General features: G+C 28.6%; 13 protein-coding genes. 10 read left to right on the top strand and 3 right to left on the bottom strand.

Annotation, left to right across the window (positions count from 1 at the left end; genetic code table 11):
- The first annotated feature begins 18 nt into the window (after positions 1 to 18).
- The 4 genes from clpX (at position 19) to yihA (ending at position 6451) form a co-directional block, all read left to right on the top strand.
- Positions 19 to 1314, top strand: coding sequence for an ATP-dependent Clp protease ATP-binding subunit ClpX (gene clpX / locus ACFYH6_RS14760; RefSeq protein WP_316345330.1), 1296 nt, complete (start codon positions 19 to 21; stop codon positions 1312 to 1314).
- Between the two features lie 206 nt (positions 1315 to 1520).
- On the top strand, positions 1521 to 3194 hold the full coding sequence (lonB, locus tag ACFYH6_RS14755; RefSeq protein WP_416178427.1) for an ATP-dependent protease LonB: 1674 nt from the start codon (positions 1521 to 1523) through the stop codon (positions 3192 to 3194).
- Positions 3195 to 3504: 310 nt separating this feature from the next.
- A complete protein-coding gene (gene lon, locus ACFYH6_RS14750; protein WP_416178216.1) occupies positions 3505 to 5835 on the top strand; it encodes an endopeptidase La in 2331 nt (776 codons plus the stop codon).
- Positions 5828 to 6451 carry a ribosome biogenesis GTP-binding protein YihA/YsxC gene (gene yihA, locus ACFYH6_RS14745; RefSeq protein ID WP_416178217.1) on the top strand — a complete coding sequence of 208 codons (624 nt, stop codon included), beginning with the start codon at positions 5828 to 5830 and terminating at the stop codon, positions 6449 to 6451. The genes lon and yihA overlap by 8 nt, the downstream gene beginning before the upstream one ends.
- Before the next feature lie 337 nt (positions 6452 to 6788).
- On the opposite strand, the gene ACFYH6_RS14740 is transcribed toward yihA, so the two are convergent.
- The gene (locus ACFYH6_RS14740) at positions 6789 to 7481 is read right to left on the bottom strand and encodes an alpha/beta hydrolase (RefSeq protein ID WP_416178218.1); all 693 of its coding nucleotides are present in this window, start codon (positions 7479 to 7481) and stop codon (positions 6789 to 6791) included.
- A 535-nt stretch (positions 7482 to 8016) separates the two neighbouring features.
- Between ACFYH6_RS14740 and ACFYH6_RS14735 the strand changes: the two genes are divergently transcribed.
- The 3 genes from ACFYH6_RS14735 to ACFYH6_RS14725 all read left to right on the top strand — a co-directional run bounded on the left by ACFYH6_RS14735 (position 8017) and on the right by ACFYH6_RS14725 (position 9375).
- Entirely contained in the window at positions 8017 to 8442 is a 426-nt protein-coding gene (locus tag ACFYH6_RS14735; RefSeq protein WP_316345543.1) for a hypothetical protein, read from the top strand.
- Between the two features lie 25 nt (positions 8443 to 8467).
- Complete coding sequence (locus ACFYH6_RS14730) at positions 8468 to 8737, top strand: hypothetical protein (protein WP_294169772.1); 270 nt, start codon at positions 8468 to 8470, stop codon at positions 8735 to 8737.
- A 107-nt stretch (positions 8738 to 8844) separates the two neighbouring features.
- A complete protein-coding gene (locus tag ACFYH6_RS14725) occupies positions 8845 to 9375 on the top strand; it encodes a hypothetical protein (protein ID WP_316345544.1) in 531 nt (176 codons plus the stop codon).
- Positions 9376 to 9564: 189 nt separating this feature from the next.
- On the opposite strand, the gene ACFYH6_RS14720 is transcribed toward ACFYH6_RS14725, so the two are convergent.
- Positions 9565 to 9972 carry a Fur family transcriptional regulator gene (locus ACFYH6_RS14720; RefSeq protein ID WP_316345545.1) on the bottom strand — a complete coding sequence of 136 codons (408 nt, stop codon included), beginning with the start codon at positions 9970 to 9972 and terminating at the stop codon, positions 9565 to 9567.
- Between the two features lie 300 nt (positions 9973 to 10272).
- Between ACFYH6_RS14720 and ACFYH6_RS14715 the strand changes: the two genes are divergently transcribed.
- The 3 genes from ACFYH6_RS14715 to ACFYH6_RS14705 all read left to right on the top strand — a co-directional run bounded on the left by ACFYH6_RS14715 (position 10273) and on the right by ACFYH6_RS14705 (position 12213).
- Positions 10273 to 10605 carry a hypothetical protein gene (locus tag ACFYH6_RS14715; RefSeq protein ID WP_316344547.1) on the top strand — a complete coding sequence of 111 codons (333 nt, stop codon included), beginning with the start codon at positions 10273 to 10275 and terminating at the stop codon, positions 10603 to 10605.
- Positions 10606 to 10672: 67 nt separating this feature from the next.
- Positions 10673 to 11875 carry an EAL and HDOD domain-containing protein gene (locus ACFYH6_RS14710; protein ID WP_416178219.1) on the top strand — a complete coding sequence of 401 codons (1203 nt, stop codon included), beginning with the start codon at positions 10673 to 10675 and terminating at the stop codon, positions 11873 to 11875.
- A gap of 116 nt (positions 11876 to 11991) precedes the next feature.
- Positions 11992 to 12213 (top strand): hypothetical protein, encoded by a 222-nt coding sequence (locus ACFYH6_RS14705; protein WP_416178220.1) that lies wholly within the window; start codon positions 11992 to 11994, stop codon positions 12211 to 12213.
- Positions 12214 to 12254: 41 nt separating this feature from the next.
- Here the strand turns inward: ACFYH6_RS14705 and ACFYH6_RS14700 are convergent, their stop codons facing one another.
- The gene (locus ACFYH6_RS14700) at positions 12255 to 13721 is read right to left on the bottom strand and encodes a nicotinate phosphoribosyltransferase (RefSeq protein WP_416178221.1); all 1467 of its coding nucleotides are present in this window, start codon (positions 13719 to 13721) and stop codon (positions 12255 to 12257) included.
- Positions 13722 to 13768 lie beyond the last annotated feature (47 nt).

Raw genomic sequence — 13768 nt, 5'->3', positions numbered from 1 at the left:
ACCAAGTGAGGTGAATTTATGGCTAAATACGATGAGAAGAAACAATTAAAATGCTCTTTTTGTGGGAAAAATCAAGAGCAAGTAAAAAGGTTAATTGCTGGACCTGGTGTATATATTTGTGATGAGTGTATAGATTTATGTTCAGAAATAATAGCTGACGAGTTTGAAGAAGGCGTTGAGTTAGATACAACAAGTGTTCCTAAACCAAATGAAATTAAAAATTATTTGGATCAATATGTAATAGGTCAGGAAAAGGCTAAAAAGTCTTTATCTGTTGCTGTTTATAATCACTATAAAAGAATTAATTCTAATTTAGTAGAAGATGATATAGAACTTCAAAAAAGTAATATTCTTTTATTAGGACCAACTGGTTCAGGTAAAACATTATTAGCTCAAACTTTGGCTAAGTTTTTAAATGTTCCTTTTGCCATTGCTGATGCTACAACTTTAACTGAAGCTGGATATGTAGGTGAAGATGTAGAAAATATATTATTAAAGCTTATACAAAACGCGGATTATGATATAGAAAGAGCAGAAAAAGGAATAATTTATATAGATGAAATAGATAAGATTGCAAGAAAATCAGAAAATCCATCTATTACAAGAGATGTATCAGGAGAAGGGGTTCAACAAGCATTATTAAAGATACTTGAAGGAACTACTGCTTCAGTACCACCACAAGGTGGAAGAAAACATCCTCATCAAGAATTCTTACAAATAAATACTTCAAATATATTATTTATTTGTGGTGGAGCCTTCGATGGCATTGATAAAATAATTGAAAAAAGAACTGAAAAGAGTTCTATAGGTTTTGGAGCTAGCGTTAGTTCAAAGATTAATAAAGATGTTGGTAAGCTACTTCAAGACATAATGCCAGGAGATTTATTAAAGTTTGGTCTTATACCTGAATTTGTAGGTAGATTACCAGTTGTAGTAACATTAGAATCATTAGATAAAGATGCTTTAATAAATATTTTAACAAAACCAAAAAATGCTTTAGTTAAGCAATACAAAAAGTTATTTGAAATAGATAATGTTCAATTAAACTTTACTGATGATGCTTTAGAGGCCATAGCTAATGAAGCTATCAAGAGAAAAACTGGAGCAAGAGGATTAAGATCTATAGTAGAAGAAGCTATGACAGAAGTTATGTTTGATATTCCTTCTGATGAATCTATAGAAAAAGTTATTATAAATGGAGATTGTATAACTGAAAAGAAAGATCCTGAATTAGTTAAGCTACCAGAAGGTGAAGTTAGACCCCAATTGAAAGCTAAAAAAATTAAGAAAAGAAAAGGTATAGAAACTGCCTAATTAAAAAACATCTTATTGTTATTATAACTTTAAGATGTTTTTTATTTTATAGAAATATATTTAAATATATTATTAATAAGTTTTTTTAGAAAAATAATGGTAAAGTATCCTTTTTCTATAGAATATTAACATGGTAATAAGTTAATAATATTTATATGACAGATAGAAGGGAGGATGCATTTACTTTTATAGTTAATGCAAAATATATGGCAGAAGTATTAATAATACTACAAATAACAACTATGTTGCTATTTATTTATTATATTGTTAATATCAATAAAGGTCATGTAAATAACAAGACAGTTATTGAGAAAGAGAATGTTAAAGAAATGGATAAATTGAGGAAATTAAGAAGTATACAATTAACTAAGCCTTTAACAGAGAAAAGCAGACCTACTACATTTGAGGAGATTATAGGCCAAGAGGAAGGAATAAAGGCACTAAAGGCTGCACTATGTGGACCTAATCCCCAACACGTTATTATTTATGGACCACCAGGAGTTGGTAAAACTGCTGCTGCTAGATTAGTTCTTGAAGAAGCTAAAAAGTTTTCGAAATCACCCTTTAAGAAAGATGCTAAATTTATAGAAATAGATGCGACTACAATTAGATTTGATGAAAGAGGAATAGCAGATCCTTTAATAGGATCAGTTCATGATCCAATCTATCAAGGGGCTGGGTCCTTAGGGATAGCTGGAATTCCACAGCCAAAACCAGGAGCAGTAACAAAAGCTCATGGTGGTATTTTATTTATGGATGAAATAGGTGAATTACATCATATAGAACTTAATAAACTCTTAAAGGTTTTAGAAGATAGAAAAGTATTTTTAGATAGTGCTTATTATAGTAGTGAAAATCCTAATATGCCAGATTATATTAAAGAAATATTTGATAATGGATTACCAGCAGATTTTAGATTAATAGGTGCTACAACAAGAAGCCCAGAGGAAATAGTTCCTGCTATAAGGTCAAGGTGTGTGGAAATATTTTTTAGATCACTTCATTCTGATGAAATTAAAATTATTGCAAAGAATGCAGCTATGAAGGTAGGATTACATATTGATGATAAGTCTTTAGATTTAGTATCAAAATATTGCACTAATGGTAGAGATGTAGTTAATTTAGTTCAACTTTCTTCAGGAGTTGCAATTAATGAAGATAGAAATGATATTAGTATAGAAGATATACAATGGGTAATAGAAAATGGAAACTACGCACAAATTCCAGATAAAAAGATTAGAGAAAAAGCAGAGATAGGAATAGTAAATGGATTAGCAGTTCATGGTGCAAATATAGGAATACTTATGGAGGTTGAGGCTACAGCTAAGAAAGTAAATCATAGATTAGGAATATTAAAAGTAACAGGAGTTATTGAAGAAGAAGAAATAAGTAATAGCAATAGAAAAGTTAAAAGGAAAAGTACAGCTTATTCATCAATTCAAAATGTGCTAACTGTATTGAATAATATATTCGGATTAGAGTGCGAAAATTATGATATACATATAAATATTCCAGGTGGAATGCCTGTGGATGGTCCTTCAGCTGGAATAACAATAGCAACTGCTATATATAGCGCTATTAACAAAGTGAAAATTAATAATAAAATAGCTATGACTGGTGAGATAAGCTTACTAGGAGAAGTTAAACCAATAGGTGGAGTTAATGCAAAGATATATGCAGCTAAAAAATCAGGAGCCACTAAAGTCATTATTCCAATTGAAAATTGGAGAGAAAGTTTTAAAGATATAGATGGAATAAAGGTTATAGCAGTTAATAATTTAAGAGAAGTAATAGATGAGTCTATATATAAAGAAAATATATCTGAAGATATTATAATGAATAACAACTTAGATATATTATCAGCTAAATCTGAAGATTGAAAAATATTTAATATATAAATATACAAATTTATTTGTATTATTAATTTTAAAACTCCTTAAGGAGTTTTTTTCTTTGAGTTTATTATGATGAAGTAGATATTTTTGCTATAATAGAAAGTATCTATTTTCATTGCTAAATTTTATATATGTATTATAATATTAATAAACTAATATAGTTAATATATATTATTATTAAATATTAATTATTATATAGACTATTTGCCAATATAGGTATATAAAATAGATTGAAAAAATGCAAGTTTATGTGTATACTAATAAAGTTATACAATAAATAAGGAGGATGGGAATAATGAGTGAAAATTTTATGACTCTACCTTTAATTCCTTTAAGAGGTATTAGTATCTTTCCCAATATGATTATACATTTTGATGTAGGGAGAGAAAAGTCTAAAGCTGCAATTGAAGCTGCAATGGATAATCAAATAGAAATATTCTTATCGACACAGAAGGATTATGAAATAGAAGAACCTGATTTTGAAGATATATTTGAAATAGGAACTATTTGTAGAATAAAGCAAATTATAAAATTACCTAATAATGTTATAAGAGTATTAGTAGAGGGTATAGATAGAGGTAGACTTATAAGTATAAACAACAAAGATGAATATATTGAATCAGAAGTGGAAAGAATTGAAGAGCCTTCTAACGAAGAGTATGAAGGTATAGAAGCTTATGTTAACCTGTTAAAAAAGAGCTTCAGTAAGTATTTAAACCTTTCTGGAAATAATAGAAGCAGTATCATGTCTATTTTTGATACCATCAAAAATTATAGTGAACTTTCAGATGTAGTAGCTTCATATATAATAATTGATGAGGATAAAAGACAAGAAATTCTTCAAGAAGTTGATTGTATTAAGAGAATAGAAAAATTATTAGTTATAATAGAGAATCAAATAGATATATTAAATATAGAGAAAAAAGTAGGGAAAAGGCTTAAAGAGAGTATTGATAAATCTCAAAGAGAATACTACATAAGAGAACAAATTAGAGCTCTTCAAGAAGAAATTGGTGAAGATGACGAAGAGAAGAAGGAAATAACTAATTATGAAAATAGAATAAAGAAAGCTAAATTACCTAAGTATGTTAGGGATAAAGCTGAAAGTGAATTAAATAGGCTAAAGGCATCTGCTGGGCAAGGTTCAGAAAGTAATGTAATAAGGACTTATTTAGATTGGATTTTAGATATTCCATGGAGTAAATCAACAAAGGATAATTTCAATATAAAAGAAGCAGAAGAAATTCTAAATAATGAGCATTATGGTTTAGATGAAGTAAAGGAAAGAATAGTAGAGTATTTAGCTGTAAAAGAATATACAAATAGCCTTAAAGGGCCTATAATATGTTTAGTTGGTCCACCAGGAGTTGGTAAGACTTCGATTGCAAAGTCTATAGCACATGCAACTAATAGAAAGTATACTAGAATATCATTAGGTGGAGTTAGAGATGAAGCTGAAATTAGAGGACATAGGAAAACTTATGTAGGAGCAATTCCTGGAAGATTAGCTTATGCATTAAAAGAAGCTAAGGTAAATAATCCTCTAATATTATTAGATGAAATAGATAAATTAGGTTCAGATCATAGGGGTAATGTTGCTGATGCACTTTTAGAAGTTCTAGATAGTGAACAAAACAATACTTTTAGGGATCATTATTTAGAACTAGACATGGATTTATCTAAAGTATTATTTATTACAACTGCAAATTCACTTGATACAATTCCAAGACCGCTTTTAGATAGAATGGAAATAATAGAAGTATCAGGATATACTTATGAAGAAAAATATCATATAGCTAAAGGATATTTAATTCCAAAGTTATTAAAAGAGCATAAACTAGAAAGTAATGAATTTAAAATATCAGAAGCAGCTTTAAAGGATATTATTAACTATTATACAAGAGAAGCTGGAGTAAGAAGTTTAGAAAGAGTTTTAGGAAAACTTATAAGAAAATCTCTTACTGAAATGATGAAGAATAATAAAAAGTCTATTTCAATTAATGCAAACAGATTAGAAAAGTATTTAGGAAATAAAATATATACATTTGATGTTAAAGATAAAGAAGACCGAGTAGGGGTAGTTAAAGGAATGGCTTGGACAGCTGCTGGAGGAGATACATTACCAGTAGAATCTGTAGTTATGAAGGGAACAGGTAAACTAACTTTAACTGGACAACTAGGAGATGTAATGCAAGAATCTGCTAGAATTGCCTTTGGTTTTGTAAGAGCAAATGCAAGTAAATATGGAATAGATGAGGATTTCTACAAAACTACAGATATTCATATTCACTTCCCAGAGGGAGCTATTAAGAAGGATGGACCTTCTGCTGGAGTTACTATAATAACTTCAATAGTTTCAGCATTAACAAATAAAAAGGTAAGAAATAATGTAGCTATGACTGGAGAAGTTACACTAACAGGAAGAGTTTTAGCTATAGGTGGATTAAAGGAAAAATCAATTGCAGCCTTTAGAGCAGGAATTGATACTATAATAATACCAAGAGAAAATGAAAAAGATATAAATAAAATACCTGATGTGGTTAGAAATAAACTTAATATTTTTGCTGTTGATCATGTTGATGAGGTATTAAAAAAAGCTATAATTGGAGTTGATACCATTGTTTAAGATAAAAAACTCAGATTTCGTAACTTCTGCAGTTAAAAAGGAACAATATCCAGTAACTGGCCTTCCAGAAATTGCTTTTGTGGGCCGTTCTAATGTTGGAAAGAGTTCTATAATTAATGCACTAACAAATAGAAGAAAATTAGCTAAAGTAAGTCAAACACCTGGAAAAACTAGATTAATTAACTTTTTTGAAATAAATAATAATGAGTTATATTTAGTAGACTTACCTGGTTATGGATATGCAAAAGTATCTAAGACAGAGAAGGCTAGTTGGGGAAATACTATTGAAACATATTTAAGTGGTCGTGAAGAATTAAAAAGAGTAGTTTTATTAGTAGATTCTAGACATAAACCTACAGCAGATGATATACAAATGCATGAATGGATTAAATTTTATGGATATGATGAAGTAATTATTGCTACTAAAAGTGATAAATTATCTAATAATGAATTAAGAAAGAATGAAAAAGTTATAAGAGATACTTTAAAATTAGGAAAAGAAGATAAATTATACTTTTTCTCATCTGTTAATAAAAAAGGAAAAGATGAATTAATAGATGATATTTTTGGACCTTTAGTAGAAAGTGAAACAGAAATTGAAACAGAAAGTGAATAATTTGGATTATTATAAATAAAAATTATTACTTTCAATATATAAGGATATAAATATTATGTAATTATAATTTGGAGCAATCCTAGGTGTTAATTAGTATAATATTTATATCCTTTTTATTTTTCTCTGTTTCAAGCTGATATTCATTAAACATCATTTTTTCTAATTCCTATAACAATAAATACTAATCCTAATATATTTAATAGAATTGATAAATTATATATAAAATTACGTTGATAAAATCTATCAGTATTAGCTCAATATAAAAATATAATACAGTATTAAAAAACATCGTGATTCTCTCTACTGAAAAATGAAATTTACTAATTTAGTGTTATTTTCATATATTTTCTTCAAGCCATTCATGTACTATCTTCATATCCTCGTTTTCCATGAAAGGATGCTCACTATTTTGAGAAATCGTTAACTTGCAACTGTGTGCTTTCACAAATTCTTGAATTACATCTATAGATTGCAGAGTGTCTTTCCCTCCATAAAGTATTGATGTGGGAATACTCCATTTTTCAATGGGATGTCCTTTAACATATTGGTAGTAGTCCCAACGTAATGTATCAATAGGAGTTGGGATTTCCTTTTCAAGACACAGTCTTTCTTCCGTAACATCAAACCAAATAAGCATCTGATTGATAAGGTATTCCATGTTTAATACAGGAGAGTGAAAAAGGCACTTTGTAAAATCCTTATCTGCATAAGTATTTAAGCTGAAATACGCTCCCAAGCTACTAGCATACAAAGAAACATTTTTCCAGTTTGAAAATGTATAATCTGCAATTATGGAAAGGTCATGTATACCATTCCAAATATCACAACGATAATCGTTGTCCTTTCTTTCTCCATGTTCGGGTAAATCAAAACTGAGGGTTTGATAGCCCTTATGTTCTGCAATTTCAGCAAAACTTTCAGCATACTCTTTGCAAGACATTTTTCCATGAACATGAATATATACTCTATCTGATTTTTCTCCCCAAACAATAGTGGGAATATTACCAATTTTAATTTTTAGGGCTTTCATTTTTACCTCCAATTGCTATCATTGTTTACTGTAAAATGTTAATAACTTCTTTACCAAATTCTAATTTAACTATTTGCAATCAAGCCAACTCGAATTATCCACATTTAATACATTTTGTTTCTTTTTTCATAGAAAATCCTCCAATAATAATATTGCTTAGTAATATAATACAATTATTTAATAATATATATTATTATTATACGCCTATTTGGAATATAATTCCATGAGGATGAGAACAATATACCCTATTAAAAAACTAATAATTATCAACATTCAAATATAATAGTTTTTCAGAACAAATAGACTATCATATTAATATTTTTCATGATTCCAAATGAAAGAGGAATTATTACCTTCAGTGCTGAAAGGGGGAAGTATCATATGAGGGCGACTTGGAGTTTAGGAGGTGGCAAAGAATACAATATTTATATACAAAATTTTAAATTATTACAATAAAAAACAGTGTCAATTATTATTCGAGGGAATATCATATACTATAAAAACAAAAACTAAAAATCCCAAGGAGGAGTAAGTTATGGAAATGAATGAAATTCTAAATGGTTTAAATTCATGTGGCTGTAATGATAATGTTGCACCTAATTGTCCACAACAACCAGTTGGATCCTGTTGTAATAACGGTTGTTTTGGCGGATTTGGAAGTTGGATTTGGATCTTATTAATCCTATTCTATAGTGGAGGATTTGGCGGAGGATATGGTAACAGAGGTAGAAATCGCTGCTGTTGTAAGAAATCACGTAGACGTGATTGCTGTTGTGAAGAATGCTGCTGTAAAGAATGCTGCTGTGATGGTGGCGGATACGGAGGATATGGCGGATCTGGTGGATTAGGAAATTGCACACCTTATCTATTCTTATTAGTTATTTTATTCCTTTGTAATGGTTCAGGTTTTGGAAACTGCGGTAACTTCGGGTGTGGAAATTTATTTGGCGGATGCTGCTAATATGAATTAGAAAGGAGAGAAAATCATGTCAAAGAGAAAACATTGCCGTGAAAAAAAATATGATGATTGCTGCTGCTGTGAACCAGTATGTTGCGAGCCAATGGGAAATGCTTGCTGTGGAACAGGAAATATATTTGGTGGATTAAATAGTTGTATTACTCCAATTATATTCTTATTAATTGCATGTGCTTCTGGTCTATTAAATAGTAACTGCTCAGTTTTAATAATATTATTATTCTTACTATGCGGAGGCTGCTTCGGAAATATGTTTGGTGGAGACGGCTGCGGATATTAGTATAGAGGATGGAGGGCAATGCCCTCCAAAAAAATGCCCAAAAATATAAGCAAAAAAAATGTTTTTACATATAATAAAACAACAGAAATATAATTGGAGGAACCTTAATGTCTAAAAGAAGGCGAAGACGTAGGGAGGATAGAATAAATAGCCAATCCTCTAGTAATTCAGGGAATAATATTCCTTTCGGTATTAATCCAACCCAACTTATGAACCTTTTGGGTAGTAACATAGATCTTAATCAAATTGGAAGTATGCTATCTTCTATGAAAACTGATGGGGTAGATTTAAATAATTTTAGCTTAAATCAAAATACTAATAACCAAGCTAATCCCATGGGATTTAATGTTTCACCACTACAAAACATTATTAGTGGTTTAGGTTTGGGAAATTTTAATGTATCCAATAATGGAGCTAATATGTATGGCTATGAAAACAATATATCACATAATGGAAATTTAGATAGCACTGATACTGAAAATAATGATGAAGAAAGTAAAGAAGAGATAAAAGAAGAATTTCTTGAAGAAGATGAAAATGTACAAATGTTAGTAGCTATAAAAAGCATAGTAGACTATAATAAAGCTATTTTTCTAGATAAGGTGATTGATGCTTATAATAAAGGGCTTTTTAAATAAAAAACTGAATAAAAAGCTTTGGAGTAGATAATACTATTATTGTACCGGAGAAGTATTCTCCTATAGCAAACGTAGAGTAATCTTCGTTTAAGCTAAAACCCCCCCATCCCCCTTTTAGGCCGCAGATATGCGGCCTTCAAAATAAAAAAACAAGCTAAAAATAATTATAAATCTTAGCTTGCTTTTTTTTTATTTACAATCTTTACATAATCCATAAAAGAAAACTCTGTTTGATAAAACTTTAAATTCTGAGCATTCCTCAGCAGCGTGATTAAGAGTAGAAAATGATAAATTTTCTAAATCAGAAACCTTACTACAGTTTATACATTGGATATGAGCGTGGTCGCCTTCTTTAGCATCATATCTAAAATTACCTTCACCAACGTTAATTTCTTGAACTAATCCAACTTCCACTAAAGTTTTTAATGCTTTGTAGACTGTAGCCAAGCTCATAGTAGGATACTCAGGTTGAAGTGATTTGTATATAATTTCTGCAGAAGGATGTTCATTTGTACTCATTAAATATTTATAAACTGCTAATCTTTGAGGAGTAAGCTTTAATTTCTTTTCTCTGAAGATAGAAGTTATATTTTCCATAATACACCATCCTTTTTATATTAGTATAAATATTATATAATATATAACACTAATTGTCAATATTTATTTCCTAGTAAGAATTTCTAATAAATATTTATTATTCATTAGAAAATTTAACTTGAAATTTTCTAATAATTCTAATAATATTGTAATAAAATAATTGTTATGATATTATATAGAATATGGTTGTTAAGAAATTAACAAAAATGCTATATTAAAATACACTAAATTATAATATCATAATTTTTTGTAATAATATATACTAAAGATAGAATTAATTTTATTTAAGGAGGAATTTATATGGGAAAATACAAAGTTGGAGATGAATTAATAGTAATTAGCGATCCATCAGAGGAAAAAGAGAAGATAAGAGAGCTAACTAAGTTAACATCAGATGGAGATTATGCTCAAATTACTTGGGGATTAAAAATAGTTAACGTAGAATATGATAAACCATATGTAACATTAACATATAGAAATTTAGATGGAGAATTAAATAAAGTTTTTGCAGAATGTAGAGATATAGCAAACTTCGATCATGAAAAAGTTTTAGAAAAAGCTCTTCTTAAAGCATTTACTAATGAAATAATAAATATTTCAGTAGTTAAGAATAGTATTCATTTTAAAAAGTAAAAATAATATTCTATATTTACATTTATTGGTTTATAATGGGTATATAATAATTGATGAGGAAGAAAATATGGATATTTTTATAGCTAGACAAGGAATTTATGATGAAGATGGTAAGGTTGTAGCTTATGAGTTATTGTATAGAAATTCACTAGAAAATGGTTATAACCCTTTAATTGATGATGAAGTTTCAACTTATAAAGTTATTGATAATATATCAGCATTTGGTTTAGATATTTTGACAAATAAAAAAAGAGCTTTTGTTAATTTTTCCGAAGAGCTTATAAAGAAAGATATCGCTACATTATTGCCAAAAGAAAATGTTGTAATAGAAGTTTTGGAAACTGTTAATCCATCTAAAGAAATAATAAATAAATTATTATTTTTAAAGGAGTTAGGATATTATATAGCTTTAGATGATGTTGTAGATGTAGAACATATGATAAATTTCATTGGAGTTATTGATATAATTAAAGTGGATTTCATATTATCAACAAATAAGGCCAGAAGAGATCTTGCTTATCTTTGTAAGAAATATAATATAAAGATGTTAGCAGAAAAAATTGAAAATTCTGAAGCTTTAAATGAAGCAAAAGAATTAGGGTGTGTTTTTTTTCAAGGGTATTACTATAGTAAGCCATCTATATTTTTAGGAAAAGATATTGCTGTTAAGAATACTAGTATTTTTATGCTGTTAGTAGAGCTTATTAAGGAAGATTATGATGTGGACAAGGTTGAATATGTAATAAAAACAGATATTGCATTAACTTATAAGTTTTTAAAATTTATTAATTCATCTTATTTCAATTTTCTTCAAGAGATAAAGTCAATTAAACAAGCAATAATGTTAATTGGAAGAGAAGAACTTAGAAAGTGGTTATCTATATTATCTGTAGCAGAAATGGCATCTGTAAATGATGGATATGCCAATAGTATAATTATAAGAGCCAAGTTTTGTGAGGAAATTGCTAAGATAATACACTGTGAGGATTCGGCATCAGCATTTATGGTAGGATTGTTTTCTAACTTACATTTAATGATTGAAAAAGATATTAATTATGTAGTTAAAGAGTTACCATTAAATTTTGAAATAAAAGAGGCATTGCTAGGAGGGAAAAATATATTTAGAGATATTTTGGACTTAGCATTGGCTTATGAAAATATGGAAAGCGATAAAATAACTAAAATACGAGAAAAAATGAGTATTAGTGAAGGGTTACTATGGAAATTATATTCTAAATCAATAGAATGGTGTGGCAATATAGATAATTAAGTCGATATTTGTCTTACAAAAGTATGGTTCTAATACTTTATTTTAACAAGAATATATAATATAATATAAGAAAATTGTGATTTCGTTTTCAACTATTGGGGTTTGGAGGGAAGAGTATGAGTAAGTGTCCGTTTTGGTCAACAAACAAAGAAAGGGTTAATTGTTATAGTGATTGCCCAATGCATACTACAGGTAATGAGAATGATTTATGTCCTTTTAATGAGTTTTTAACATCAGGTGCTAAGCTTTCTTTTGGGGAAAACTTAAATGATGATTTATTTTATTCTCAAGAAAGATATTCAAGCTATGAGGAAGATAATAGGGTTATTAATTATTAAAAAATAGAAGATATACGAAAATAAGGAGCTTTTAAAGCTCCTTATTTTATACATTTATGAAGTAAATCTTGTTTTAATTTCCATAAATTCTCGGATAAGTCTACATAATAATTATGTGGGTTTTCAAATCTTAATATTTCAGGCCACATTCTTAAACTTTCATTTTTAGAAAACTCTTTAATTTCTAATACAGAAGGGCTTTCATAAACTTGCTGACCTTTATCAAATATTTTAACCATTAAGTCCTTAACGTAATAATTAGTTACAGTTTTTCTTTTCCAAGTCTCAATTGGATGGAATATTTCTAGTGGCTTAGATTCATCAATAATTTCATTATTTAATGCGATAATATCAGCTATAGCATTATCTGTATCCTTATCATAAATTCTATATATTTTCTTAAAACCAGGATTAGTTATTTTTTCTGTATTTTCACTAATTTTTATCTTAGGTACTATGCCATTATCTTTTTCAACAGCTACAAGTTTATAAACTCCTCCAAAAACAGGTTCTGATTTTGCAGTGATTAATCTTTCACCAACTCCAAAGGAATCAATACAAGCACCTTGACTTAAAACATCTCTTATTATATGTTCATCTAATGAGTTAGATACTATTATCTTACAATCTTCATATCCAGCTGCATCTAGAATCTTTCTACATTTTTTAGTTAAATAAGTAATATCTCCAGAATCTATTCTAATACCTTTAGGTCTTTTTCCAAGTGGTTTTAAAACTTCATCAAATACTTTTATTGCATTTGGTAATCCAGATTTTAAAACGTTATACGTGTCTATTAATAATGAACAATTATCTGGATAAACTTCTGCCCATGCTTTAAAGGCTTCATATTCAGTATCAAATAATTGTACCCAACTATGGGCCATAGTGCCTACTGCTGGAACACTAAAATATTTATCTGCTATAGTACAAGCTGTAGAATCACATCCACCAATTATAGAAGCTCTAGCTCCATATATAGCACCATCATATCCTTGAGCTCTACGTGAGCCAAATTCCATTACAGTTCTTCCATCAGCAGCTCTACATATTCTGTTAGCTTTAGTTGCAATTAGAGTTTGGTGATTTATTGTAAGAAGAATCATAGTTTCTATAAATTGCGCTTGAACAACAGGACCTCTTACTATTACCAGTGGTTGATTTGGAAAAACAAAATTTCCTTCTGGAATTGCCCAAACATCACATTCAAATTTAAAGTTCTTTAGATAGGCTAAAAAATCTTCTGAAAAAATATTTTTACTTCTTAAATAATCTATATCAGAATCAGTAAAATTTAAGTTGTTTAAATACTGAATTAATTGATCAACGCCTGCCATAATACAGTATCCACCACCATCTGGTACTCTTCTGAAATACATATCAAAATAGGCTATTTTATTTTGAATTCCTTTGTCAAAATATCCATTTGCCATAGTTAGTTCATAAAAATCTACCAACATGGTTAAATTACGTTCATTAGTAACATCAAATCTGATTAAGTTTTCCATATACTTCTCCTTTTTTAAATATTAATATACTAAAGAAATTAATATTG

The sequence above is a fragment of the Clostridium sp. HCS.1 genome (genome assembly GCF_047900555.1).
Classification (GTDB): domain Bacteria; phylum Bacillota; class Clostridia; order Clostridiales; family Clostridiaceae; genus Clostridium.
The sequence above is the reverse complement of the archived record's forward strand: the minus strand, read 5'-3'. Positions and strand labels throughout refer to the sequence as shown.

Excerpts from the sequence above, each read along its gene's own strand:
- ACFYH6_RS14720 (WP_316345545.1), bottom strand. The coding sequence starts at position 9,972 with ATGGAAAATATAACTTCTATCTTCAGAGAAAAGAAATTAAAGCTTACT.
- ACFYH6_RS14730 (WP_294169772.1), top strand. The coding sequence starts at position 8,468 with ATGTCAAAGAGAAAACATTGCCGTGAAAAAAAATATGATGATTGCTGC.
- clpX (WP_316345330.1), top strand. The coding sequence starts at position 19 with ATGGCTAAATACGATGAGAAGAAACAATTAAAATGCTCTTTTTGTGGG.
- lon (WP_416178216.1), top strand. The coding sequence starts at position 3,505 with ATGAGTGAAAATTTTATGACTCTACCTTTAATTCCTTTAAGAGGTATT.
- ACFYH6_RS14740 (WP_416178218.1), bottom strand. The coding sequence starts at position 7,481 with ATGAAAGCCCTAAAAATTAAAATTGGTAATATTCCCACTATTGTTTGG.
- ACFYH6_RS14725 (WP_316345544.1), top strand. The coding sequence starts at position 8,845 with ATGTCTAAAAGAAGGCGAAGACGTAGGGAGGATAGAATAAATAGCCAA.
- ACFYH6_RS14700 (WP_416178221.1), bottom strand. The coding sequence starts at position 13,721 with ATGGAAAACTTAATCAGATTTGATGTTACTAATGAACGTAATTTAACC.
- ACFYH6_RS14705 (WP_416178220.1), top strand. The coding sequence starts at position 11,992 with ATGAGTAAGTGTCCGTTTTGGTCAACAAACAAAGAAAGGGTTAATTGT.
- lonB (WP_416178427.1), top strand. The coding sequence starts at position 1,521 with ATGGCAGAAGTATTAATAATACTACAAATAACAACTATGTTGCTATTT.
- ACFYH6_RS14735 (WP_316345543.1), top strand. The coding sequence starts at position 8,017 with ATGGAAATGAATGAAATTCTAAATGGTTTAAATTCATGTGGCTGTAAT.
- ACFYH6_RS14715 (WP_316344547.1), top strand. The coding sequence starts at position 10,273 with ATGGGAAAATACAAAGTTGGAGATGAATTAATAGTAATTAGCGATCCA.
- ACFYH6_RS14710 (WP_416178219.1), top strand. The coding sequence starts at position 10,673 with ATGGATATTTTTATAGCTAGACAAGGAATTTATGATGAAGATGGTAAG.